The organism is Microbacterium sp. MPKO10 (genome assembly GCF_026107415.2).
Classification (GTDB): domain Bacteria; phylum Actinomycetota; class Actinomycetes; order Actinomycetales; family Microbacteriaceae; genus Paramicrobacterium.
This window is the reverse complement of the sequence record NZ_JAPCHX010000008.1, coordinates 1-23,305: the sequence shown is the minus strand read 5'-3', so window position 1 is coordinate 23,305 and position 23,305 is coordinate 1. Positions and strand designations below refer to the sequence as shown.

At 64.0% G+C, this 23,305-nt stretch carries 23 protein-coding genes; 20 read left to right on the top strand and 3 right to left on the bottom strand.

Annotation, left to right across the window (positions count from 1 at the left end):
• The first annotated feature begins 104 nt into the window (after positions 1–104).
• The 10 genes from OK352_RS16725 (at position 105) to OK352_RS16680 (ending at position 9,276) form a co-directional block, all read left to right on the top strand.
• Positions 105–1,403 carry an MFS transporter gene (locus tag OK352_RS16725; protein ID WP_265142663.1) on the top strand — a complete coding sequence of 433 codons (1,299 nt, stop codon included), beginning with the start codon at positions 105–107 and terminating at the stop codon, positions 1,401–1,403.
• Between the two features lie 8 nt (positions 1,404–1,411).
• Positions 1,412–2,776, top strand: coding sequence for an FAD-dependent oxidoreductase (locus OK352_RS16720; protein ID WP_265142662.1), 1,365 nt, complete (start codon positions 1,412–1,414; stop codon positions 2,774–2,776).
• Positions 2,777–2,778: 2 nt separating this feature from the next.
• Entirely contained in the window at positions 2,779–4,005 is a 1,227-nt protein-coding gene (locus OK352_RS16715) for a CaiB/BaiF CoA transferase family protein (protein WP_265142661.1), read from the top strand.
• Positions 4,002–4,814 (top strand): enoyl-CoA hydratase-related protein, encoded by an 813-nt coding sequence (locus OK352_RS16710; protein ID WP_265142660.1) that lies wholly within the window; start codon positions 4,002–4,004, stop codon positions 4,812–4,814. The genes OK352_RS16715 and OK352_RS16710 overlap by 4 nt, the downstream gene beginning before the upstream one ends.
• A gap of 4 nt (positions 4,815–4,818) precedes the next feature.
• Positions 4,819–5,739 carry a dihydrodipicolinate synthase family protein gene (locus tag OK352_RS16705; protein WP_265142659.1) on the top strand — a complete coding sequence of 307 codons (921 nt, stop codon included), beginning with the start codon at positions 4,819–4,821 and terminating at the stop codon, positions 5,737–5,739.
• Positions 5,739–6,512, top strand: coding sequence for an SDR family oxidoreductase (locus OK352_RS16700; RefSeq protein WP_265142658.1), 774 nt, complete (start codon positions 5,739–5,741; stop codon positions 6,510–6,512). The genes OK352_RS16705 and OK352_RS16700 overlap by 1 nt, the downstream gene beginning before the upstream one ends.
• A gap of 65 nt (positions 6,513–6,577) precedes the next feature.
• Positions 6,578–8,014, top strand: coding sequence for an aldehyde dehydrogenase family protein (locus OK352_RS16695; protein ID WP_265142657.1), 1,437 nt, complete (start codon positions 6,578–6,580; stop codon positions 8,012–8,014).
• A gap of 85 nt (positions 8,015–8,099) precedes the next feature.
• Positions 8,100–8,510 carry a cytidine/deoxycytidylate deaminase family protein gene (locus tag OK352_RS16690; protein ID WP_265142656.1) on the top strand — a complete coding sequence of 137 codons (411 nt, stop codon included), beginning with the start codon at positions 8,100–8,102 and terminating at the stop codon, positions 8,508–8,510.
• Positions 8,511–8,608: 98 nt separating this feature from the next.
• Positions 8,609–8,854, top strand: a complete 246-nt coding sequence (locus tag OK352_RS16685; RefSeq protein WP_265142655.1) for a FitA-like ribbon-helix-helix domain-containing protein — start codon at positions 8,609–8,611, stop codon at positions 8,852–8,854.
• Positions 8,851–9,276, top strand: a complete 426-nt coding sequence (locus OK352_RS16680; protein ID WP_265142654.1) for a type II toxin-antitoxin system VapC family toxin — start codon at positions 8,851–8,853, stop codon at positions 9,274–9,276. The genes OK352_RS16685 and OK352_RS16680 overlap by 4 nt, the downstream gene beginning before the upstream one ends.
• 257 nt (positions 9,277–9,533) lie before the next feature.
• On the opposite strand, the gene OK352_RS16675 is transcribed toward OK352_RS16680, so the two are convergent.
• The gene (locus OK352_RS16675) at positions 9,534–10,550 is read right to left on the bottom strand and encodes a YdcF family protein (protein WP_265142653.1); all 1,017 of its coding nucleotides are present in this window, start codon (positions 10,548–10,550) and stop codon (positions 9,534–9,536) included.
• A gap of 129 nt (positions 10,551–10,679) precedes the next feature.
• On the opposite strand from OK352_RS16675, the gene OK352_RS16670 reads away from it, so the two are divergent.
• The 4 genes from OK352_RS16670 to OK352_RS16655 all read left to right on the top strand — a co-directional run bounded on the left by OK352_RS16670 (position 10,680) and on the right by OK352_RS16655 (position 13,180).
• On the top strand, positions 10,680–11,051 hold the full coding sequence (locus OK352_RS16670; protein WP_265142652.1) for an ArsR/SmtB family transcription factor: 372 nt from the start codon (positions 10,680–10,682) through the stop codon (positions 11,049–11,051).
• Positions 11,044–11,487, top strand: a complete 444-nt coding sequence (locus OK352_RS16665; protein ID WP_265142651.1) for an SRPBCC family protein — start codon at positions 11,044–11,046, stop codon at positions 11,485–11,487. Before OK352_RS16670 ends, OK352_RS16665 begins: the two co-directional genes overlap by 8 nt.
• Before the next feature lie 128 nt (positions 11,488–11,615).
• Positions 11,616–11,795 (top strand): hypothetical protein, encoded by a 180-nt coding sequence (locus OK352_RS16660; RefSeq protein WP_265142650.1) that lies wholly within the window; start codon positions 11,616–11,618, stop codon positions 11,793–11,795.
• Between the two features lie 146 nt (positions 11,796–11,941).
• Positions 11,942–13,180, top strand: a complete 1,239-nt coding sequence (locus tag OK352_RS16655) for a multidrug effflux MFS transporter (RefSeq protein WP_265142649.1) — start codon at positions 11,942–11,944, stop codon at positions 13,178–13,180.
• Positions 13,181–13,189: 9 nt separating this feature from the next.
• On the opposite strand, the gene OK352_RS16650 is transcribed toward OK352_RS16655, so the two are convergent.
• Positions 13,190–13,564 (bottom strand): VOC family protein, encoded by a 375-nt coding sequence (locus OK352_RS16650; RefSeq protein ID WP_265142648.1) that lies wholly within the window; start codon positions 13,562–13,564, stop codon positions 13,190–13,192.
• 528 nt (positions 13,565–14,092) lie between these two features.
• Between OK352_RS16650 and OK352_RS16645 the strand changes: the two genes are divergently transcribed.
• The 6 genes from OK352_RS16645 to OK352_RS16620 all read left to right on the top strand — a co-directional run bounded on the left by OK352_RS16645 (position 14,093) and on the right by OK352_RS16620 (position 22,251).
• The gene (locus OK352_RS16645) at positions 14,093–15,211 is read left to right on the top strand and encodes a LacI family DNA-binding transcriptional regulator (protein ID WP_265142647.1); all 1,119 of its coding nucleotides are present in this window, start codon (positions 14,093–14,095) and stop codon (positions 15,209–15,211) included.
• A complete protein-coding gene (locus tag OK352_RS16640) occupies positions 15,198–16,823 on the top strand; it encodes an FAD-dependent oxidoreductase (protein ID WP_265142646.1) in 1,626 nt (541 codons plus the stop codon). Before OK352_RS16645 ends, OK352_RS16640 begins: the two co-directional genes overlap by 14 nt.
• 38 nt (positions 16,824–16,861) lie before the next feature.
• Positions 16,862–18,169 carry an ABC transporter substrate-binding protein gene (locus tag OK352_RS16635; protein WP_265142645.1) on the top strand — a complete coding sequence of 436 codons (1,308 nt, stop codon included), beginning with the start codon at positions 16,862–16,864 and terminating at the stop codon, positions 18,167–18,169.
• Between the two features lie 6 nt (positions 18,170–18,175).
• Positions 18,176–19,129 carry a carbohydrate ABC transporter permease gene (locus OK352_RS16630; RefSeq protein WP_265142644.1) on the top strand — a complete coding sequence of 318 codons (954 nt, stop codon included), beginning with the start codon at positions 18,176–18,178 and terminating at the stop codon, positions 19,127–19,129.
• Between the two features lie 25 nt (positions 19,130–19,154).
• Positions 19,155–20,081, top strand: coding sequence for a carbohydrate ABC transporter permease (locus tag OK352_RS16625; protein ID WP_265142643.1), 927 nt, complete (start codon positions 19,155–19,157; stop codon positions 20,079–20,081).
• A gap of 586 nt (positions 20,082–20,667) precedes the next feature.
• Positions 20,668–22,251 (top strand): HNH endonuclease signature motif containing protein, encoded by a 1,584-nt coding sequence (locus tag OK352_RS16620; protein ID WP_265142642.1) that lies wholly within the window; start codon positions 20,668–20,670, stop codon positions 22,249–22,251.
• Positions 22,252–22,626: 375 nt separating this feature from the next.
• Here the strand turns inward: OK352_RS16620 and OK352_RS16615 are convergent.
• Positions 22,627–23,305, bottom strand: a 679-nt coding sequence (locus OK352_RS16615) for an RCC1 domain-containing protein (RefSeq protein ID WP_265142641.1), incomplete at its 5' end; no start/stop codon positions are given.

Sequence of the window (23,305 nt, the reverse complement as noted above, 5' to 3'; positions counted from 1 at the left end):
AGCCCGCCGCATCCTATTCATCAGCTCCAGCGACATCCCGGGAGGGATGGGCGTCGATGGAGCCTGCCTTCAAGCGCAACGGTGATGCTTGATTAAGGAGCACCATGATTGACACCGACGTCAACAGCAAGGGACGCAAGCGCGAACGACTCTCTCCCCAGGTACGGCGAGGGATTCTCGGCCTCGGTCTCGGCAACACACTCGAGTGGTACGACTGGATGATCTTCGGTCTGCTGTCGTCGTACATCGGCCCGCACTTCTTCCCCAATGTCGACCCGGTCGTGGCGACACTCGACGCTCTCGCTATCTTTGCCGTCGGATTCCTCTTCCGACCACTCGGCGGCGTTGTTCTCGGCACATTCGCTGACCGTATCGGCAGACGCAAGATCATGATGCTGTCGATCACGATGATGGCGCTCAGCACACTGGTGATCGCCGTTGCGCCGACGTTTGAGACGATCGGCGTCTGGGCACCGATTCTGCTGCTGCTCTGCCGCGTGGTGCAGGGGATCTCGACCGGAGTCGAAGCACCGCTGTCGACAGCTCACGCTGTCGAGCTCGTTCCCGAGGGTCGCGAGGGTTTCGTGGCCGGAATCATCTCGTTCTTCGTCAACGTCGGCATCGTTCTTGCTCCGCTCGTGAGCTTTATCGTCACCACGAGCATCGGTTCTCAGGCCATGGACGAGTGGGGCTGGCGCATCCCGTTCGTTGTCGGAGCCGTCTTCGGATTCGTCATCCTCTACCTGCGCCGCACGCTGCCCGAGACCATGAAAAAGGACGAGCTCGAGCAGGCAACGACCGGCACCGTATGGATGGGCGTCCGTAAGAGCTGGATCAGCGTTCTGGCGATCGTCTTCGTCGTGGGTGCTGTTCAGGCATACAACTACGCATGGAACGTCGGTCTGCCGAATGCCGCGCGCTCGACGATGAAGGAAGATCCGTCTGCAGTCTTCGCTCTCACCACAGTGCTTGGCCTCATTCTCGTGGTCGGCAGCCTCGTTGTCGGACGGCTCGTCGATGGGCGTGCGATCTCGAAGTGGTTCGTGGTTGGCCGCATCCTCGTGATCCCCTCGGTCTTCCTCATGCTGCTGTACGTGGAGCCTGGCATCGGTGGCTTTGCCTCCGTGCTGCTCGGCGGTTCCGTCGTTCTCGTGCTCAACATGACGCTCTATAACGTCGTTTCGGCATCGCTAATGCCCAAAAGTTATCGCGGTGCCGGCACGTCGCTCGGCTACGGCCTCGGAGTTGCCATCTTCGGCGGCACCGCATCGTTCCTACTCGTCTGGTTCCAATCCATCGGCCTCGATTGGGCCTTCCCCGTCTACGTCGCAGCGCTCTCGGCGCTCAGCGTCGTCTTCTACCTGATTGCTCGCCGTGTCAACGGCATCCACGTCGGAAAGTGAGAACAACAATGACAACCTACGATCTTCGCGTGACCAGCGATGACCTCAGAGCGCCGATTGCCTCTCGCTCGAACGTGCTCGTCGTCGGCGGCGGGCCCGCCGGCGTCGCAGCGGCCGTGACGGCGGCTCGCTCGGGAGCATCCGTCACTCTTCTTGAGCGTTATCCGTCGCTCGGCGGCCTCGCCTCGGGCGGAATGGTGCTCGTGCTCGACGACATGATCAACGGGCAGGAGATCACCGTCACCGGCGTGGTCTCTGAGTACATCGAGCGGCTGAAGAAGCTCGATCTCGCGATCGTGCCTCCGGCTGAAGACCGCAAGGCATCCCGCGAGCTGTGGAACAAGTGGGGGCGCTACGGCACCTTCGACTTCCACACCCATGTCAATCCGAAGCCCATCTGCTATGCGGCGGCGTTCGATCCCGACGGCTGGAAGCGTGTGTCGAACGACCTCGTGCGCGAGTCGGGCGTCAACCTGCTGCTGCACTCGTGGTTCTCTCGTCCCATCGTCGATGACGGCGTGATGAAGGGCGTGATCGCCGAAACAAAGGCGGGCCCGCAGGCCCACATGGCCGACGTCGTCATCGACACGACGGGTGACATCGACGTCGCCTCGCGTGCTGGCGCCGACTTCATTCAAGGCAGCTACATCACCACGCTCGTGTTCCGCCTCGCCGGCGTCGACACGCAGCGTGCCGAGGAGTTCGAGCAGGGCGACCCCAAAGCAGCGCGAGCGATCAACCGCAAGGTCAAGCGAATCCTCGGCGGAGCGTGGGAACTGTGGTGGCTCAAGACGCCGCTGCCGGGCGTCGTCTGGTGCAACGCGCCGCACATGACCGGCTACGACGGTGCCGACCCCGCCTCTCTCACCGAGGCCGAATTCGCTGCACGTGAGCGCATCGCCGAGGCCGTGGAGTATGTCAAAGAATTCCTGCCCGGATTTGAAAACTGCTTTGTCATCGACACGGCACCGCAGATGGGCGTTCGTCAGACACGCCTGCTGCAGGGCGAATACGTAATGACGAAAGACGACGTCACGCAGCGCCGCCACTTCTCTGACACCGTGGCCCGGGGCCGTGACTACTACTACCCGTACCGTTCGCTCCTGCCGACAGGCGTCGACCAGCTGCTCGTCGCCGGGCGGCACTACTCGGCGACGTCAGATGCCCAGAAGTCGTCCCGCGAGATTCCCCCGTGCATGGCCATGGGGCAGGCCGTTGCCTCAGCAGCGACACTCGCCCTCGAGCAGAAGATCCTCGTGCGCGACGTCGACGCCGTCGAGATCCAGCAGCGCATGCGCCAGCACAACGCCGACCCGGGCGACATTCCCTCAGAGAATGCCACCATCGACGAAGACGAGACGGTGGGAGTATGACGATGTATGAGACAACAGAGACACGGGATGCTGCGGCCGTGGTGCCGCGCGGGCTTCCCCTCGATGGGGTGACGGTCGTCGACTTCACCCAGGTGTTCATGGGCCCGAGCTGCACACAGCTGCTCGGGGACTTCGGCGCCGACGTGATCAAGATTGAGCGGCCGGGCCGCGGCGACACGTCGCGCAACTCGCTGCCAGACAGAGACGGGCAAGACAACCCGATCTTCCTGTCGATCAACCGCAACAAGCGCGGCATGGCGATCGATACGAAGACGGACGAAGGTCGAGCGGCTCTGCGCGACGTCATCGCCCGCGCCGACGTGGTCGTCAGCAATTTCCGCGCCGGTGTCATGGAGCGCATGGGCTTCGGTTACGACGAGCTGAAAGAGCTCAACCCACGGCTCATCTGGGCATCGGGGACGGGATTCGGGACGACGGGCCCGTACTCGTCGCTCGGCGGACAAGACGTCATCAACCAGGCGTATTCCGGTGTGATGTGGCGGCGCAGCTCAGACGACGACCCGCTTACGGTCTACCCCACGACGCTTTGCGACTACACGACCGGCATGCACCTCTTCCAGGGCATCCTCCTCGCCCTGCGCTCGCGCGACGAGACGGGTCAGGGGCAGAAGGTCGAAGTGACAATGTACGACTCGATGCTGCACATGCAGATGCAAGAGGCGTCCATGCAGCTCAACCGCGGGTTCGAGGTGAACTGGGGGCGGATGCCGCTCACGGGGGTGTTCCCCACCACCGACTCCGCCGTCTGCCTCGTCGGGGGATTTGCGGCAGATCCGCTGCTGCACATCTCCCGGGCCCTTGACCTCGACGAGGACCTGACGCTTCGACCGGAGTTCGCTACTCACGAGAAGCAGGTCGAGAACCGAGCGGCGCTGCAGAGAATCTTCGCCGCCCGTTTCGCCACGAACACCACGGCGTACTGGACAGGCAGGCTCGAGGCCGAGGGGCTGCTCAACGCCCCCGTCCGCACACTCGAAGAGACGCTCGCCGACGAGCAGACGGCAGCGAATGACATGATCATCGAGGCACAGCATCCCACCGCGGGCACGTTCCGCATGCTGAATGCGCCGATTCACCTGTCGGAGACCCCCGCAACCGTGCGCCGGGTCGCGCCACGGCTCGGTGAGCACAACGATGAGGTTCTGAAAGAGAACGGCTTCGACGACGACGCGATTCGGCGTCTTCACGAGTTGGGAGTGTTGAAATGACAGACCAGCAGACGGCCGCGCAGCCCGATGAGGTGGGCTTCGACATCGACGATCGCGGTGTCGCCACCGTCGTCATCGACCGGCCGCGCGTACTCAACGCGGTTGATCGCGCGACGCACGACAGACTCAACGAGATCTGGGCGAGCATCGAAGCCGACGACCGAGTGCGACTCGTCGTGGTGACCGGGGGAGGGGAGAAGGCATTCTGCGTCGGAGCCGACATGTCGGCGGATGCTGTCGACAAGACCGGCCTTGAGTACTGGGCCGAACTCGACCCGAACGGCTTCGGCGGGCTCAGCCTGCGTACGACGCTCGATGTCCCTGTGATCGCGAAGGTGAACGGCTACGCCCTTGGCGGCGGCATGGAGATCGTGCTCGGTGCCGATATCGTCGTGGCCTCCGACCGGGCGCAGTTTGGGCTGACCGAACCCCGCGTCGGTCGGCTCGCGTTGGATGGCGGCATCCATCAGCTGGTTCGTCGCGTTCCGTATACGCAGGCGATGAGCCTGTTGGTCACCGGGCGTAAGGCACCGGCGGACGAGCTGCAGCGAATGGGCCTGGTCAACGAGGTCGTCGACGCGGCAGAGCTCGACGCCGCTGTCGAGCGGTGGATCGAGCAGATCCTCGCGTGTGCGCCCACCTCGGTTCGCGCGGTCAAGCAGATGGTGACCCGCACCGCGCACCTCAGCGCCCACGAAGCCCGCGCCATGCGGCTGCCCGCCCTCATGGCCGCCCTCGACAGTGAGGACTCCGCCGAAGGCGTCGCCGCCTTCCAGCAGAAGCGCAAACCTGTCTGGCCAGGGAAGTGATCGCATGACACAGCAGCCTCTTTCCGACCAGCGCGTCGACTCGCTCGCACGTGGAGTGTGGGGAGTCGTCGCCACCCCATTCACGGATGCCGCCGAGATCGACGAGGAGAGCCTCGTGCGCCTCGTGCAGTTCTACGAATCCGTTGGGGCTGCGGGACTCACTGTCCTGGGCGTCTTCGGTGAAGCCGCCGCGCTCACGGCGAGCGAACGGATGCAGGTGCTCGACGTCGTCGCCCAGAACAGTAAACTGCCGATCGTCGCAGGGGTCACGTCTCTGGCGACGGCTCCGGCTATCGCCGAGATCGAGAACGCGCAGGCTGCCGTCGGCGATCGGCTGCGAGCCGTCATGGTGCAGGCGAATTCCGGCTCCGCGGTCACTGTCATCGATCACCTCGCGCGCATCCATGACGCCACGGGAGCGGCCGTCGTGCTGCAGGACTACCCGAAATCGAGCGGCGTGACGATCTCAACCGACAACCTCATCGCCGTCGTCGAAGCGAGCCCGTTCATCTCGGCCGTCAAAGCCGAAGCGCCCCCGACCGCGGCAGCGATTGCCCGCATCACCGCACGCGTCGATGTGTCGGTGTTCGGTGGGCTCGGTGGTCAGGGGCTCCTCGACGAGCTCGCCGCCGGTTCCGCCGGCGCGATGACCGGATTCTCGTACCCCGAGGCGCTCGTCAGCTGCGTCACGGCCTGGCTCGCGGGCGACGCGGAGGCAGCGCGCGCCGAGCTGACGCCCTACCTTCCGCTCATCAACTTCGAGCAGCAGCCCGGCATCGCCCTTGCGCTCCGCAAAGAACTCTTCCATCGACGAGGTCTCTTCGCGACGGGGACCGTGCGCGCTCCCGCCGCCACGTTCCCGCCCGAACTCGACGCCATCGCAGCCGAACATCTCGCGCAACTCGACGGTGAGGAGGTGCGCTGATGGACCTGCAGCTTCAGGGAAAGACGGCGTTCGTCGCAGCATCCACAGGCGGACTCGGCCGCGCGATCGCTGAGGCGCTCGGTGCCGAGGGTGCGAACGTTGTCGTCACAGGCCGCCGCGGGGAACGAGCGGCGGAGATTGCCGCCGATGTGCCGTCGGCAATCGGCATCGAGCTCGACGTCACCGACGCGGCCTCGCGCGCCGCTGCGCTTGACAAGGCGACAGCATCCTTTGGCCCCATCGACATTCTCGTGATCAACGGGCCCGGTCCGAAGCCGGGTACGGCGGCGGAGGCCACAGCGTCCGACATCGCCGACTCGTATGAGCGACTCGTGGCGCCGGGGCATGACCTGGTCTCGCGCGTGCTTCCGGGCATGCGGCAGCGCGGCAGCGGCCGCATTGTGGCAGTCGGATCGAGTGGAATCGTGTCACCGATTCCCAACCTTGCCGGCTCGAACACCGGGCGCGCGGCGCTCGCCGGGTACCTCAAGACACTCTCCACCGAGGTCGCTGTCGACGGCGTCACCGTCAATCTGGTGCTCCCCGGCCGCATCGCCACCGATCGCGTCGCGCAGCTCGACGCGGCGCAGGCTGAGCGGCAGGGCATCGATCCGGTCGAGGCACAGCGCCGCTCCGAACAGACGATTCCCGCAGGGCGATACGGAGACCCGAGCGAATTCGGCGCCGCCGTCGCCTTCCTCTGCGGCGCTCAGGCTGCCTACATCACCGGCGTCGCACTGCGCGTCGATGGTGGCCTCGTGCGCACACTGTGACGGCACTCCCCACTGATACCTCAACACGTCGACATCGCTCGACACCTCGTGAAAGGACGACACTCATGACGTCACCCGCTATCGCCCAGCACTTGATCGACGGCGACCTCTTCGGCGACGCGACAAAGGAACGCCGCAATCCCGCGCACCCAGGCAATGTTGCTGTTCTCGCTCCCGACGGAGGAACGACGGAGACGGATGCTGCCATCGCGGCAGCCGTTGACGCGCAGCGCGCCTGGGCGACGACGTCGCCACCGGTGCGCGGCGCCGTACTCCTGAGGGCAGCGCAGCTGCTCACCGAACGCAAGACGCAGATCGCAGAAGATCTCGTGCGCGAAGAAGGCAAGACGCGCGCCGAAGCCGAGGGCGAAGTGGGCCGCGCGATCGGGGTGTTCCAGTTCTTCGGCTCGCTCGGCTGGGCTTCGAGCGGCTCGGTGTACCCGAGCGGCATGCCGAACACGACGGTGACCACGCGCCGCGAGCCGCTGGGCGTCGTCGGGCTGATCACGCCGTGGAACTTCCCGATCGCCATTCCCGCGTGGAAGACCGCCCCCGCGTTGATCAGCGGCAACGCTGTCGTGCTGAAGCCCGCCGAGATCACGCCGATGTCGGCGACGCATCTTGGCATGGCACTGCGCGATGCGGGGCTTCCAGCCGGAGTCTTCAACGTCGTGCACGGGCGCGGAAGTGTCGTCGGCGACGCCCTTGCCCGCGACCCACGTATTGCGGCGCTCTCGTTCACCGGGTCGACGGCTGTCGGGCTCAGCCTGCAGCAGACGCTGAATGCCCGTCGCGCCCGCGCCCAGCTGGAGATGGGCGGAAAGAACGGCGTGCTCGTTCTCGATGACGCCGATGTCACGAAGGCAGCGCAGGTCGTCGCCGCCGGAGCGTTCAGTCTCACCGGTCAGGCGTGCACCGCGACATCCCGCGTGTACGTGACGCCGGGCGTGCGCCAGGCGTTCCTCGACGAGCTCACCGCGCTTGCCGGCAGCTATGTTCCCGGCGACGGGCTCGAGGCCGGCACGACCATGGGGCCTGTCGTGAGCGACGCGCAGCTTGAGCAGGACGTCGCGGCGGTTCAGGATGCTGTTGACAGCGGTGCGCGCCTGGCGTTCGGCGACGCGAGTGCCGACGGTCTGCACTTCGCACCCGTCGTCGCCACCGACGTCGCGCATTCAGACCCGATCGCCACAGACGAGATCTTTGGCCCGGTCGTCGCCGTGCTCGATGTCGACGACTACGAGTCGGGCCTCGCCGCGATCAACGACTCGCCTTACGGGCTCACCGCGGGCATCTGTACGAACAGCCTTGGGCATTCGACCGACTTCGCGAATCGCGTGCAGGCGGGTGTCGTCAAGGTCAACCGACCCACCTCAGGGCTCGACCTGCATGTCCCGTTCGGTGGCGTGAAGGACTCGTCGTCAAACACCTTCCGCGAGCAGGGGCACACGGCCACCGAGTTCTACACGTGGGAGAAGACCGTCTACACCGGGATCGAGTAAGGGCGAGAGCAACGATTCGCACGATACGGGTACCCGTGCCGAAGAGACGTGCGATGACGGGCGACCGCACCGAAATGAGGAGTTCATGCAGAAGCTGACAGAAGCCGATGACGCGCTGCGGCGCGCAGCATCCGATGTTCTTGTGCGTGCGCACGATTCGCGGCAGCACCGCGTCGCGGCGGCCGTCCGTGGCACGTCGGGTGCCATCTACACGGGGCTCAGCCTGTCGACGGCGCGGGTCAACGTGTGTGCGGAGCCGTCAGCGATCGCGAACGCCAGGATCGGGGGAGAGGATGCTGTCGAGACAATCGTCGCCGTTGGCCTCGACCCCGATGACGTGCCGATCGTGATCAACCCCTGTGGCGTGTGCCGTGAGCTGGTGCCGAACTTCGGCGACAGCATCCGGGTCATTGTTTCTGACGGTGGCGAGGTCGGTGTCGTCTCGACGGCAGACCTGCTGCCGATCCCGTGGGTGAGGGCTCGCTCGTACGACTGAGTGTGCATCGCTATCGTGCCGTCGACTGGCAACTCTTGTTCGTGGAGTTCCGGCTCCACATCTTGATATCATTGATATCAAATCCGAGGAGGTCGGCCATGGCACAGATGCTGATCCGGAACCTTCCTGACGAGGTGAAGGCCGCGCTGCGAAAGCGGGCGCAGGCCCACGGCCACTCGATGGAAGCCGAGGCCCGAAGCATTCTCGTCGGGACCGTGCTTCCGCAGCACGATGATCCTGTTCTGAAGTGGCTGCGGGGTGCCGATGAGCTCCGAGAGGCCGGGGAAGGGGCGGACCTGCCGGAGCCAGAGCGTCAGTTGCCTCGTCCGATAGAGCTCGCATGATCATTGTTGACACGAACGTGTGGTCCGAAACGCTGCGTCGAGAGCCCGCTCCCGCGGTGACGGCGTGGTTGCGAAAGCATCATCGCGACCTGTACCTCTCAGCGACGTCCGTGTTCGAGCTTCGGTTTGGGCTGCTGCGCATGCCGGAGGGGCATCGACGATCGACGCTGGAACCTGCAGTAACACGGATGCTTGATGAGCTTGCTCCGCGCGTCGTCTCCTACGACATCTCGGCCGCTATGGTTCACGCTCGCCTCCGTCATGCTGCCCAGCGGGCGGGGAGGGCGCTCACCAGTGAGGACGGGCAGATTCTCGCGACGGCCTGGGCGAATGAGGCCTCTATCGCGACACGCAACGTCCGCGACTTCGATGGCTTTGACGTGCCGGTTGTCAATCCGTGGACGTTTTCGCCCGAGGGCTGAACGAGGCGGGGGAGCAGTTTCGGCTTATGCGAGCTGTACATGTGCGGACGTCCCGAGCGCCGCGGGTGACAGCACGTCCGTAAGAATACAGAAGGTGGCGTGCCGGTGCGCGTCGGGACGCGCGTGGACAGTGAATGCGTGGCGCGGCAGCGCTGCAGACGCGTACTCAAGTCCGCCGCAGCAGTGCGCATCGGCGTGAGAAGCAGCGGTGAAAATCCCCACTGCTCGGCGGGGACGGCTGCCACGAGAGTCGGCTGCTATCCGAGAGTCGACGTCAGCGTTCCGACGACGATCGCGACGAGCATGACCGCGAATGTACTCACGGCGATGAGCGTGGCGATGCGGTTCTCGACAAGCAGGGCGATGAACTCCCGAATGAATGCGCTGGGAACGTAGTAGCGTGCCGTGCGCGAACCCACCACCTGGGCATCCACGTTCATCTTTCGAGCGAGCGACGCCGTGCGGAGCACGTGGTAGTCGCTGGTCACGAGCATGATCGGGCCGCGCCGGTTGGCTTCGTCGAGCAGCTCAATTGAACGGGCAATGTTCTCGCGCGTGCTCGTCGACCGAGTCTCCGGCAGGATGTCCGCGTCGGGTACCCCCTGCTCGCGAAGATACTCGGCCATGGCCTCGCCCTCCGGGCGGGGTTCGTCATCGCCCTGGCCCCCGGAGGGCACGAGCACCGGGTGATTGCCGCGGGCGAGCTCGGCTCCATACACCTGGAGCCCTCGATCGAGACGCCCACGCAGCAGAGCGGGAACACGACCTCGAATGAGGCCCGACCCATGAATGACGATGGCAGACGGTGCGAACTGATGGCGCATCCGCCCGTACACGACCGAGTACACGGCGAACGAGACGAATGCGACACTCGCGTACGCCGACGCAAGCCCGATCAGTGCGGCGAACCAGAACCCCGTCATGTTGAACTGCACGATGAGCACGACAGAAATGACCGGGAGTGCCAGGACGATCACGCCGACGATCAGGGAGAGCTGATTGCCGAGGCTGCGACCCTCGCGCCTCAGCATCGTGATGCCGTTGGCGATGAGGCCCACGCCAAAAACGAGGATGCTGACGGGCACCGCGAGCGCGATGATCCACAGCAAGATCGCGGCGACGAAACTGTACGCGGAGAGGATCGTGAGGAGTCCGATTCCGCCGAACCCGATCGCGGCAACGAGGAGCGGTCCGTTGCGCAGAAACCGCGGATCCTTCGCGCGCGACACAGCAAAGCACACAGCGAACACGATGCCGAGGGCCAGGAAGAACATGTTTGTCAGACTATCGGCGGGCTGCGACTCGAAGCATCGCTCGCGAGGATGGTGTTGCATCAGTCCCTTGACTGACAGCATCCGCTCTCCTATGGTGTAAGCAAGTACTTACCGTAAGGAGTTACTTACGTGATAGTCAAAGACCGATTGAGCGAGGCATTCGCCGCACTGGCGGACCCGACCCGCCGCGACATCCTGAACCGGCTGCGTTCCGGGCCGCTCACCGTCAGCGAGTTGGCGCGGAACTACCCGATGAGCAGACCCGCCGTGTCGCAGCACGTGTCCGTGCTCGAGAAGGCGGGGCTCGTGGCACGGGATCGACGGTCTCAATGGACTGATTGTTCTCTTGAGCCAGCAAGCCTCAACGAGGCTGCCGCCTGGATCGAGCAGCAGCGTGCCGAGTGGAATGAGCGATTCGACTTCCTCGAAGAACACCTGAAGGCCACTCGAGAGCGAAGCGATGACACCGATGACGAGCGAAAGGGAGAAACGCGTGATTGACACGTCCAAGGGATTCACCATCGTCCGCACGTTCACGGCAACGCCCGAAGAGGTATGGAGGGCATGGACGGATGCTGATGCCATCGCTCAGTGGTGGCATCCACGTGGGGCGCATACCCCGCGCGAATCGGTCGAGGTCGACCTTCGAATCGGGGGACGATACGTCTATTCGATGGTCAACAATGACACGGGGGACTCCGTTGTCTCAGGCGGTGTCTATCGAGAGATTGAACCGTTCACGCGTCTCGTCTTCACCTGGGGATACCCAGACGGTGACCAAGACGATCAGCCCATTGCAACCGTTGAGCTGGAAGCCGTGCCCGAGGGAACACGGCAAACCTTCGATCTTCGCGGCGTCGAGGGCGCCCCGGGCGACGGATACTTCTATGACGGCTGGGTCGGCGTGCTTGACGTCCTGGGGGACTACCTCGACTGACACTCGCGCGTGAAAGGCGGCCGATCTCGTATGCAGTCGCTTGGCAGCGCTGATGAGGCGGTCGCGCGGGGTCGACGATACATCTGCTCGTCATCATGCACACGACGACCCCTCGGTACGGTTGCTGCATGGACATGACAGATCAGGCAACGCTTGCGCTTATCGCAACCGTGTGCGCTTACCTTCTCGGGTTCATCCTCTGGGTGATCATTATGTGGGCGATTATCCGCGGCGGAGTTCTCTCGGCACTGAGGAAGCACCATCGGGAGGTGCGCGAAGAGGAGCGCGCTCGGGCACAGCGGCCCTAGTCACGTGGGGTGCTGGTGTGCACGAGGTCGCGCCTCCTCACCGGCGGTAGGCTTGGTATGTTGCGCGCGAGGCAGCGGGAACCAGCATCCGGAATCGTGAGCGTTACCGCGGCGCGACGAATAAGACCTCACCTCACAGGGAGCGTATGAACGTGCGTGGCGGCTCAGCTGCAGCCCGCCCCGGGCCGCGCCAACGCGGGCTGATCGTACTGCTCGGCGTCATGGCAGCGCTCGGCCCGATGACCGTCGACATGTACCTGCCGGCGCTGCCGGAGATCACCCGGGAATTCGACACAACCGAGGCGACGATCCAGATCACGCTCACCGGGTCGCTGCTCGGCATGGGTGCCGGTTCGCTTCTTTTCGGGATGCTGTCGGATGCTCGCGGGCGACGCATCCCGCTCATCATCGGGCTGTCGATGCACGTCGTCTTCTCGATCGCGTCAGCCTTCGCCGGCAACGTGGTTCTGCTCATCGTGTTTCGCACGCTCCAGGGCGTCGGATCGGCGGCCGCGCCCAGCATCGCCATGGCGATCGTCCGCGATATCTCGCATGGCCGCGCAGCATCCGTGCGCTACTCGCTGATCATGATGGTGTCGATGAGCGCGCCGATCGTGGCACCGCTGATCGGATCACTCATTCTGCTCGGCACCGACTGGCACGGCATCTTCATCGCCCAGGGCGCGATGTCGGCGCTGCTGGTCGTGCTCGGTGTGCTGTTCCTTCCGGAGACCAAGCCCGAACGTGTGCCGTTTCGGGCATCGCGCATGTTCGCCGGTGCGGCATCCCTGTTCACCGATCGCATGTTCGTCGGTGCCGCCCTCTCGCAACTGGCGATGATGGCCGCGAGCTTCTGCTACATCTCCGGGCTCAGTTTCGTGGCGCAGGACTGGTACGGCGTCTCGCAGCAGGTGTACGGGGCGATCCTCGCCGTCGGCGCCGTCGTGATGCTGATGATGAACCCGCTCAGCCCGTTGTTGCTGAGGCGCTTCATGCCGCACAAGGTGCAGATCATCGGGCTGATCGGCGCGCTCACCTCGTCGGCGCTGATCATGGTGGCATCTGGATGGCTCGGGCTGCCCGGCGTCACGGCGTTCGCGTGGTTGTGCATCGGTTTTCAGCAGCTCGTCATTCCGAACAACCAGGCGATGGGGCTTTTCAATCATGCACCGCGGGCTGGCCTTGCCGCCGCGCTGATCGCCACGTCGGGCACCATCGGCGCCGCGCTCTCGGCGCCATTGCTGGGGCTCGCGGGAACCGATAACGGCTTCAGCATGGGCTTTGGCATGTTCGCGTTCTACGCGGTGTCGCTCGCAGCATCCGTCTTCATCATCGGCTTCAAGAACGACGATCTGACGACGCGGCCGGTGCCGATCGTGCGGTAGCGACTGACGTCAGCGGGTGGGCGGTGTGAAGACGTTGACGAGGTTGCCGTCTGGGTCACGGAAGAGCAGTGAGCGGTTGCCCCAGGGCATCGTCGTCGGTTCGTTCACGAATTCGTCGACAACGTCGCGCAGCGCCGGGTAGGCGGCGTCGACGTCATCCACACGAAGATCGATGATCACGGTTCGGTTCGCCCGCGCCTCGGCCGAGCCTTCGCCCAGAAACTGCACGGTCGCCGAGCTCGCGATTGCCAGGGTGCCCGTGTCTGTGCGCACTTCAGCGAACAGCTCGTGCAGCCGCGTCGCTTCGACTCCGGTGACGCGTTCGTAGAAGGCGACGAGACGGGGGACGTCGTCGGTGATGATGCGTGTTGCTGCAAGTTGCATGTGCTCCTCTTCCGTTCTGGCTACGGCGGGGCGCCGTGGCTCGTCAACGGTACGACCGGTTGAGGTCAGAAGCTGTCCTCTTTCGCGCGACCGGGTCGAACAGTGTCGAGCAGGCTGCGCCGGCGCGAATGGCAGGATGCTGCCACGCAGCACAGAGCCGATGTCTTCGTGCAGCGGGGAAGGGGTGCGATGGGAGAGGTCAGCACACCGAAGCAGGATTTGCCGCGCTCGGTGCTGGCACGAGGAGAAAGTGCCGAGACGAGGAGTTTTTCGCAGGAAAGTCCTCGTGCCGGCACTTTCTCCTCGTCTCAGCACTGTGCGGACGGGTTCTGCCCGCTCGGCACTCTGCGGAGGTCTATTGCCAGACCCGCGCATCATGCGAATCACGTTCGGCGAAACCACGAAATGACAACGGATGCTGGGGCGACAGCATCCACTAATAATGCGCATTATCATCTTGACCCCGACAGGAACTCCCCGGCATGATTCAGATGCACTGACACCCGAAGAGCCGATCAAGGAGGATCGATGCCGCGCCACCGGTTCACCCAATCAGATGTCGCCGCGATGGCGGGGGTCAGCCAATCGACGGTGAGCTTCGTGCTCAACGACAACCTCCCGCCGGGCGTCCGCATCTCTGACGAGACTCGAAGTAGAGTTCTCGAGGCAATACGCATTACGGGGTACGCCGCGAACCCCATTGCTCAGCGTCTCGCCGGCGGGCGCAACCAGATTCTTGGCGTGTTCACCTATGAGACGACGTTCCCGCGCGGTGGGCACGACTTCTACGGCGCGTTCCTCGTCGGCATCGAGCACGCGGCAGAGAAGCTCGGCGTCGACATGCTGCTCTTCACATCGGCTCGCGTCGTCGACGGCAGGCGGCGCCTTTCGCGCGACGGCTGGCAGAGGCTCGGAGCCGCGGACGGCTGCCTTCTTCTCGGTCAGCAGGAAGACCGCGGCGAGCTCGAGCACCTTCTCGACACCAGTTACCCGTTCGTCTTCATCGGCAAACGCGAGAGCGAAGGCCGCCGGCTGCCATATGTCGGCGCCGACTACGTCGCAGCGACGCGGCGCCAGGTTGAGCGCCTCGCAGACCTCGGGCACACGCGCATCGGCTACGCCGGTCAGCAGAGCGCAGACCAGCCAACACTCGATCGACTCGAGGGATATCGCCGTGCCATGCGCACGCGCGGCCTTCCTCTGCGGTACGTCGACGTGCACGACATCGCCGCGGGTGCGGAAGAGATCGCCGAGCGGCGCCTGACAGCCATGCTGGTTGCTCCTGAGATCGATTCGGATGCTCTCGCCGACGCGCTTGAGGCTCACGGAATGAGCGTGCCAAACAGCATCTCGCTTTTGCTACTCGGTCAGCCGAACCAGCTTCAGCACCGCAGTCGACGAGCCTGGTCGGGGTTCGTCGTTCCGCGAGAAGAAATGGGTGCGCGTGCGCTTGTGCTGCTCTCGCGCATCGTCGACCAGGAGTCGGCGGAAACACGAGCGCCCGAAGGCAGAATGCCTAACCCGCCCATTCTCGACGAAGCCGATTTCCATCAGATGCTCGACTGCCCCGATCTCGACGGTGAGACCCTCGCCGTCGCTCCAACGACCGCCACCACACCAGAAGGAACAATTCGTGACAACGCGTGAACTTTCGACCGAGATCCTCATCGTCGGAGCAGGGCTTGGCGGCGTCGCCGCAGCTCTTGCAGCGGCCGACCGCGGAGCGAAAGTGGTGCTGACCGAGGAATATCCCTGGATCGGCGGGCAGCTGACCGCACAGGCCGTGCCGCCGGATGAGCATCCGTGGGTGGAGTCATTCGGTATCACCGCCCGTTACCGCGCGCTGCGTGACGGCATCCGCGACGTGTATCGCCGTCGTTACCCGCTGACCGACGACGCCCGCGCCAAAGACGAGCTGAACCCCGGCGCCGGGTGGGTGTCGAAGCTGTGCCACGAGCCGAAGATCGCCGTCGGCGTGCTCGAAGAGATGCTCGCCCCGTACCGGTCGAACGGCAGCGTGCGCCTGCTTGAGCGGATGCGCCCTGTCGACGCGGTAACCGACGGCGACCGCGTCACATCTGTCACGCTCGACTCCGAGATCGGCGGGCCGAGCATTACCGTGCACGCCGATTACGTGATCGATGCCACCGAGACAGGCGAACTGCTTCCGCTCACCGGCACGGCGTACGTCACAGGGTTCGAATCTCGCGCCGAGACAGGCGAGCCCAGTGCCCCCGAGGTAGCGCAGCCCGATAACGTCCAAGCGCTCAGCGTCTGCTTCGCTGTCGAGCATGTCGAGGGCGACCACACGATCGAACGCCCCGAGAACTACGACTTTTGGCGCGAGTACACGCCCGAGGCATGGCAGGGGAACAGGATGCTGTCGTGGACAGCGCCGAACCCGCGCACACTCGAGATCGACACGCGCGCTTTCGAGCCGAACCCGGGAGACGACGCGCTCGCCGTCGACGCCGACCAGTCGCGCAACGCCGGCGACAAGAACCTCTGGTACTTCCGCCGCATCGCCGCTCGCGACCTTTTCGAATCGGGCTTCTACTCCAGCGACATCTGCTTGGTGAACTGGCCCAGCATCGACTACTTCGTCGCGCCCGTTCTCGATGCGCCGCGCGATGTGGAGCTTGAGCACTACGCCAAAGCGCGCGAGCTGAGCCTTTCGATGCTGTATTGGATGCAGACTGAGGCGCCGCGCGCTGACGGCGGAACAGGGTTCCCCGGGCTGCGCCTGCGCCCCGACGTCATGGGGTCGAGCGATGGCCTCGCACAGGCTCCGTATCACCGTGAATCGCGGCGCATCCGAGCGCTGACGACGGTCACCGAGAACGATGTGTCGTATGCCGTGCGCGGTGACGCCGGCGCGACGCACTATGCCGACTCGGTCGGAGTCGGCATGTACCGTATCGATCTGCACCCGTCGACGGGTGGCGACACGTACATCGACGTGGCCTCCACGCCCTTCGAGATTCCGCTCGGTGCGCTCATTCCGCAGCGTACGACGAACCTGCTCGCCGCCAATAAGAACATCGGCACGACGCACATCACCAATGGCTGCTACCGGCTGCATCCTGTCGAATGGAACATCGGCGAGGCAGCGGGGCACCTCGCCGCATACTGCCTCGATCAGAAGACATCACCGCACGCCGTGCACGCCGACTCCTCGCAGCTGACGGAGTACCAGGCAGAGCTCGATGCGGCAGGCGTCGAGCGGCACTGGCCTGAGGGTCGCACCTACGCCTACTGAAGCCCCAATTAAGCAGCACACCAAGAGAAGGAGAGATCATGAGCAACCCGCGCTCGCGCCGACGGCGCGTTCCCCTCGCGGTCAGCGCTGGCATCGCCGCCACTGCGCTCGCCCTGTCGGGATGCAGCGGCTCCGGCACCGATGCGGAGTCGGCGGACGGACCCGTCGATCTGCGCATGACGGTCTGGACGGCAGACGAAGCACAGCTGGCGCTCTTTCAGGAGATCGCCGACGCCTACGTTGACGAGAACCCGGACCTCGTATCGTCGGTGAAGTTCGAACCGATTCCGTTCGAGGACTACACCACGACGCTCACCACGCAGCTCGCGGGTGACAATGCCCCCGACCTGGCGTGGATTCTCGAATCGTACGCTCCCGAGTTCGTCGCCAGCGGCGCACTGACAGACATCGCGCCAACGTTGAAAGACACAGACGGCTACGACTACGACGACCTCATGGACTCGTCGCTCGAGCTGTGGCAGAAGGACGACGGGCTCTATGCCTACCCGTTCTCGAACAGTCCGTTCGCCATGTTCGTCAACACCGACCAGCTTGAAGCGGCTGGGCAGCCGAACCCGGCAGACCTCGTTGAGTCGGGCGACTGGACATTCGATGCAGCGCGCGACATGTCGGCGGCTGCTGCCGAGACCTCGGGCAAGGAAGGTCTCGTCGTTCGCGACTTCGATTTCAAGGCGTGGGAGGTTCTCGCATCGGTCTGGGGTGGCTGGGATGCCGCTCCCTGGAGCGCAGACGGTCAGACCTGCACGTTCGCCGACCCGGCGATGACCGACGTCATGACGTGGATTCACGACGCAATCTTCGAGCAAGGGGCGATGCCGAAGCCGGGAACGACAGCCGACTTCTTTGCGGGCGATGCCGCGATGACGATCACCCAGATCAGCCGTGCGTCATCACTTGACGACTCGTTCGGCTGGGATCTTGTGCCGCTTCCCGCTGGGCCCGAGGGCCAGCAGAACGTGATCGGCCAGGCAGGCATCGGCGTCTTCGCGAATGCAGCACACCCGACAATTGCCGCCGACTTCCTCGCGTACTTCACGAACCCAGAGAACGCAGAGAAGCTCGCGACCTACTTCCCGCCGCCGCGCGAGTCGCTGCTGAACGCCGAGACACTGGCAGAAGCAAACCCGAAGCTCAGCGAAGAGCAGCTGCAGAACGTGGTTGTCGAGGGCATCAAAGATGCAACGACGAAGCCGACGCACAAGAACTTCGCCAAGCTGCAAGACGCCGTGCGGCAGCAACTCGATGACTTGTGGACGGCGGATGCCGATGTCTCGTCGGTGCTCAGCGACACCTGCTCGGCGATCGAGCCGTTGCTGGAGGGCTGACGCAGCATGGTCACTACAACCGCCGCAGTGCTGGCGGGCGATACTGCGAAGCGGCGAGGGCGCGGCAAGCGCCCCCGTCGCTCCGCGGCAACGCGCGGCGATTGGATCGTCGGGTACACGATGGTCGCCCCCGTCGTGCTGGGCTCGCTCGCCTTTGTCATCGTGCCTCTCGTCACGGTGTTCTGGTACTCGCTTCACGACTGGAACGTGCTCGCCAATACGTTCACATTCGCCGGCGGCGAGAATTACGAGAGGATGCTGTCAGACCAGGGCCTGCACGATTCGCTGCTGGCCAGCCTCTGGTTCTCGATCGGTCTCGTCATTCTGAACATCGCGCTCGCCCTGTTCCTTGCCGTGATGCTCAACCAGAAGCTTCCCGGCACCACTACGTTTCGTACGTTCTTCTTCTCGCCCGTCGTCGTCTCCCTCGTCGCCTGGACGATCGTGTGGAGCTTCCTGCTTCAGGCGGACGGCGGCATCAACGGCTTTCTCAACCTCCTGGGTATCCACGGACCGAACTGGCTGCGCGGCGACTTCACTGCCATGCTCGCCGTGATCGTCGTGCAGGTGTTCAAGAACGTCGGAATGAACATGATTCTCTTCCTCGCTGCACTGCAAGGCGTTCCAGAAGAGCTGATGGAAGCAGCGCGCATCGACGGCGCGCGTGCCTGGCGTCGCTTCTGGTCGATTACCGTGCCGATGATCAGCCCGACGATCCTTCTCGTGTCGATCCTCACGATCGTGGGTTCTCTCGAAGTGTTCGCTCAGATTGACGTTCTGACGCAGGGCGGCCCGGGCAACTCGACGACAGTGCTTGTTTACTACCTGTATCAGCAGGCGTTCCAGTTCAACGACTTCGGCTATGCGAGCGCCGTCTCGGTGCTGCTGTTCATCATCGTGCTGATTCTGACCCTGCTCCAGTGGCAGACCCGAAAGAGGTGGGTCTTCAATGAAAACTGAGACCGAAACGGCACAGCATTCTCGCGTGACCGAGCCTTCAACGGGAACCTCGCAGAGTTCGTCCACTGGCTCGGGTCGAAGAAGCGCCCCACTGCGGGCGGTCACGGGCAGTGGCGTGCAGAAGCGGCGTTGGGGAAGGGCAGCGCTCGTCGTGGTGCTGGCTGTCATCAGCATCCCATTCATCTTTCCGACTCTGTGGATGGCGACATCGAGCCTGAAGCCGATGAGCGAGATTCTTGCCAAGGTGCCGACTCTCTGGCCGACCGACCCGAGCTTCGACGCGTACGGGGAGGTGTTCCGCCTGCAGCCCTTTGCGCAGCAGTACTGGAACAGCCTCTACATCGCGGCGATCGTCACGATCGGAACGATGCTCTTCGCAGCGATGGCCGGGTACGCGTTCGCGCGCATTCGATTCCCCGGCGTCAACATCCTGTTCCTGATCGTGCTCGTTGGTTTGCTCGTGCCCTCGGAAGTGACGATCGTGCCACTCTTTCGGTTCGTCAACGAGCTGGGGCTCATCAATACCCACTGGCCTTTGATCGTGATTCCGATCTTCGGGGCGCCAGCTGTGCTCGCTGTGTTCATCATGCGGCAGTTCTTTCTGGGGCTGCCTGGTGAGCTTGAAGAGGCTGGGCGCATGGACGGGCTAGGGCGCTGGGGCATCTTCTGGCGCATAGCATTCCCGCTTTCGAGGTCGGCGCTCGCCGCGGTGGCGATCTTCACATTCTTGAAGTCGTGGAACCTCTACCTCGAGCCGATCGTGTATCTGTCGAGCAAGAAGATGTTCACACTGCCGCAGGCTCTGACCCAGTACGTCGATGCGTATGGCGGGCCGATGTGGAATGTGCAGTTGGCGGCGACCACGCTGACCGTGCTGCCTGTGTTGGCTGTCTTCCTTATCGCGCAGAAGCAATTTGTGCAGGGTCTCGCGCAGTCGGGCCTGAAGGGCTGATCTAGCGGTGACCTGTGTGCGCCGCTGCCAGGCCGGGTAAGCGGCGCACGTGGCGTCGACGGTCGCGGGCTGCCTCGGTTCTCTTCTGGATGCCACTCTGCAACGTGTGCCGTATGCCCTGCGCTCTCAGCCCCCGCCGAACTCTGCTGCTGACTAGTTGTCCACAGGCATGTGTGTCTTCGGTGTTATCCACAGTATTGTGGCGTGACCGGGGATTCTGATGGTGAGGATGTCGGTGGATCGCGGGATAATTTGGGCATGCGACGATCTTGGCAGTGGCCACGCAGGCCGTGGAGACGTACCTCGTCAACTGTGGATAACGAGCACTGCGGCTTCCGCTGTGAACAACGGTCCGCTGAAGTTTTCTGCTCGTCATGGTGCTGCGGCGTCGGATGCGATTCTCGAGTTGGTCGCGGAGATCAAGTCGCACGATGTGTACCGCTGCGAAGAGCAGTCACTATGGAGAGCCGGTGGCGGGTCGGCGGCAGTTATCCACAGTTAAATTCGTATTTGTCTTCGATGCTAAGTTATCCACAAGGAGTCCGTTTTTCGAATCTATGTCGGTGGCTGATGCGATAATTTGATCATGCGAAACACAGCGGCGGCAGCGGCATTCGACCCGGATGAGGGTCCGGATGCTGCCGCTGTCCGTGCCGCAGAAGAGACGCTTTCGGCAGCGGCGAACCTCGTGTCGGTAGACCCGGCAAAACTGTCCTCGGATGTTCTGCTGACGTATGTCGGTTTGCTGGGCAACGTTGCCCGTGTGGTGGAGGGTCAGCAAGTCGGCAACGTTGGCGACATTGCTCGCCGTTCTGATGTGGATGCCGGATTCTCGGGGTTGGCTGCGTCTCATGGTGCGAAGGGCCCGACCGGTCTGTTTGAGAAGATCACCGGGGTGAAGAACTCCGCCGCTCACCGGTTCACTCGGGTGGCGAAACAGACGACACCGCGCCTGTCAGATACCGGGTTGCCGTTGGACCCGGTATTCGTTCAAACCGCGGAGGCACTCGCGGAGGGCACGATCGGTTTGGATGTGGCCGAAGCGATCACATCGGTCTTGGGGCCTGTTCTGTCGCGTGTGGCGCCGGAGCAGATGGATTGGGCGGAAGCGAAACTGATCGGCAACGCCACCGGTGCGTATGGAGAGGCACCCCATACAGCAGACGGGGTACGGGTGCAGGCACGCGCGTTTGTCACCGTTTTGGATCCTGACGGTGTGAAACCGTCAGCTGATGAGTTGCACGCTGCCCGCACTCTTGTGTTCAAACATTTGGACGACGGCAGCATGAAGATCACGGGTGTGCTCTCACCAGAACAAGCAGCACAGGTGACACCGGTGTTCGACGCGGTGATGTCGAAGAGGACCTCTCCGACGTTCCTGCACACCGAGGAGCTTGCGAGTAAACACGAGCCTGCTGAAGAGAGGTCGCGGTCGCAGGAGCGTGCTGATGTATTCACGGCAATGATCGCCGGCATCGGCAAACAAAAGAACACACCACAACTACACGGTCGCGGACCAACCGTGCTCGTCACGACAACAACGGAGAACGTGGACAACGACACCGGGGCCGCCTGGTCACCGGGAACACCAGCACCGTTACCCATGAGCTTCGTGAAGCAGATGCAGTGCGATGGCGACACGCACGATGTCACGATTGACGAGCACGGTGACGTGCTCAACCTCGGAGGCGCGACACGGTTCTTCACCGCGAAGCAGCGTCTCGCGTTGATCGCCCGCGATGGCACCACCTGTGTTGTCGACGACTGCAATGTCCCCGTGTGGATGTGCGAAGCCCATCACATCCTGAGGTGGGAAGACGGCGGACCCACAGACCTTCCCAACGGCGTTTTAGTCTGTTGGTATCACCACCGGTTACTCGACCATGACGACTGGACCATCACCCGCGACGACAACGAGCATCCGCAACTGGTTCCGCCGGGGTGGTATGTGAACCGCCGCTACCTCGGCAGACGCAAAGCACCCCGCGATGGCGTCGGCAACGGGACGCGTGCATCCAGCAGTGGGACAACGAGTACACGGGACCGGGGAAGTGCGCTCGGGAACGCGACAAGCACGCCAGAAAACGGAAGAAGCCGGTTCGCCGACGGGCGCGTCAACAAAGATCACGACCCACCCGATGACGGGCGAGATATCGGGCCGCGATCTTAAGACCGCGGCGGCCCCGAGACCAGTAACGCACAAGCAACACAGCTTGAAGCGCTACCAGGAGTGCGCCAGCAACGCGATGTACTGACCGGGAACCGTGGTCAACCGTGAGAAGGGCAGCTGATTGACCCAAATCGCATGCGGACGAAGCTGGTCGTGCTGGCGCAGCCAGGTCTCCAAGGCGTCGCGGCCTTCCTGTTCGCTGCGGTAGCAGCGGGCGTAGCTCCACCCGTTGGCCGTGGCGCGGTGGAGCCTCTGGACCTTCCCCTTGCTCCGCGGCCGGTGCGAAAGATAACCTCGCTGGTCGGCCAGGCCCGTCTACGACCAGGCGCGCGACTTTGAGGCGATGGTGTGGCGTGAGTGCTGCGTTCGGGTGCATCAGGCGACACCGCTGGTCTCGAGTTGCCATTCCTCAACCGAACACTGGCCATCGTTATTGCTGCCCGTCGACAGAACCGTTCCATCTGCCCGTAGGCCAAGGCTGTGTTCAGCTCCAGCGGCAACGGCGACTACGTCACACCACGACGACACGTCGCATTGTCTTTGGCTGTTATCTCCCGCAGCCCAGACTCGGCCGCGAGCATCGACGCCGAGGGTGTGTCGGCTACCAGCGGCTATGGCGAGAATGTCCTGCCAGTGGGCGGCCTCGTCGAGGCCGCCGCGAACGTCGCCGGTGGTGAGCACCTCCCCGTCGTGAGTGACGGCGGCGGTGTGCAGGTAACCCGCGGCGATGCCGCGAACGCGTCGCCAGTGCGCGACATCGCATTGACCGCGATTGTTGTTGCCCGTTGCCACCACGGTTCCGTCGTCATGTAGACCGACGGAGTGCCAGTCCCCGGCAGCCACGGCGATGATGTCGCGCCACTGGCCGATCTCGCCTGCTCCTTCGCTGCGCCGCCCGACGGCGTTCACGGTGCCGTCTGCCAGCACCCCGAGGGTGCGACGCCACCCGGCAGCGATGGTCACCACGGTGTTCCAATCGGTTACGTCGCACTGCCCGTCGCCGTTCCATCCGGTCGCCACAACTGTTCCATCGGCGCGCAGCCCGACAGTGTGT

Coding starts and splice junctions, on each gene's coding strand:
- OK352_RS16725 (WP_265142663.1), top strand. CDS start 105: ATGATTGACACCGACGTCAACAGCAAGGGACGCAAGCGCGAACGACTC.
- OK352_RS16720 (WP_265142662.1), top strand. CDS start 1,412: ATGACAACCTACGATCTTCGCGTGACCAGCGATGACCTCAGAGCGCCG.
- OK352_RS16715 (WP_265142661.1), top strand. CDS start 2,779: ATGTATGAGACAACAGAGACACGGGATGCTGCGGCCGTGGTGCCGCGC.
- OK352_RS16710 (WP_265142660.1), top strand. CDS start 4,002: ATGACAGACCAGCAGACGGCCGCGCAGCCCGATGAGGTGGGCTTCGAC.
- OK352_RS16705 (WP_265142659.1), top strand. CDS start 4,819: ATGACACAGCAGCCTCTTTCCGACCAGCGCGTCGACTCGCTCGCACGT.
- OK352_RS16700 (WP_265142658.1), top strand. CDS start 5,739: ATGGACCTGCAGCTTCAGGGAAAGACGGCGTTCGTCGCAGCATCCACA.
- OK352_RS16695 (WP_265142657.1), top strand. CDS start 6,578: ATGACGTCACCCGCTATCGCCCAGCACTTGATCGACGGCGACCTCTTC.
- OK352_RS16690 (WP_265142656.1), top strand. CDS start 8,100: ATGCAGAAGCTGACAGAAGCCGATGACGCGCTGCGGCGCGCAGCATCC.
- OK352_RS16685 (WP_265142655.1), top strand. CDS start 8,609: ATGGCACAGATGCTGATCCGGAACCTTCCTGACGAGGTGAAGGCCGCG.
- OK352_RS16680 (WP_265142654.1), top strand. CDS start 8,851: ATGATCATTGTTGACACGAACGTGTGGTCCGAAACGCTGCGTCGAGAG.
- OK352_RS16675 (WP_265142653.1), bottom strand. CDS start 10,550: ATGTTCTTCCTGGCCCTCGGCATCGTGTTCGCTGTGTGCTTTGCTGTG.
- OK352_RS16660 (WP_265142650.1), top strand. CDS start 11,616: ATGGACATGACAGATCAGGCAACGCTTGCGCTTATCGCAACCGTGTGC.
- OK352_RS16655 (WP_265142649.1), top strand. CDS start 11,942: ATGAACGTGCGTGGCGGCTCAGCTGCAGCCCGCCCCGGGCCGCGCCAA.
- OK352_RS16650 (WP_265142648.1), bottom strand. CDS start 13,564: ATGCAACTTGCAGCAACACGCATCATCACCGACGACGTCCCCCGTCTC.
- OK352_RS16645 (WP_265142647.1), top strand. CDS start 14,093: ATGCCGCGCCACCGGTTCACCCAATCAGATGTCGCCGCGATGGCGGGG.
- OK352_RS16635 (WP_265142645.1), top strand. CDS start 16,862: ATGAGCAACCCGCGCTCGCGCCGACGGCGCGTTCCCCTCGCGGTCAGC.
- OK352_RS16630 (WP_265142644.1), top strand. CDS start 18,176: ATGGTCACTACAACCGCCGCAGTGCTGGCGGGCGATACTGCGAAGCGG.
- OK352_RS16620 (WP_265142642.1), top strand. CDS start 20,668: ATGCGAAACACAGCGGCGGCAGCGGCATTCGACCCGGATGAGGGTCCG.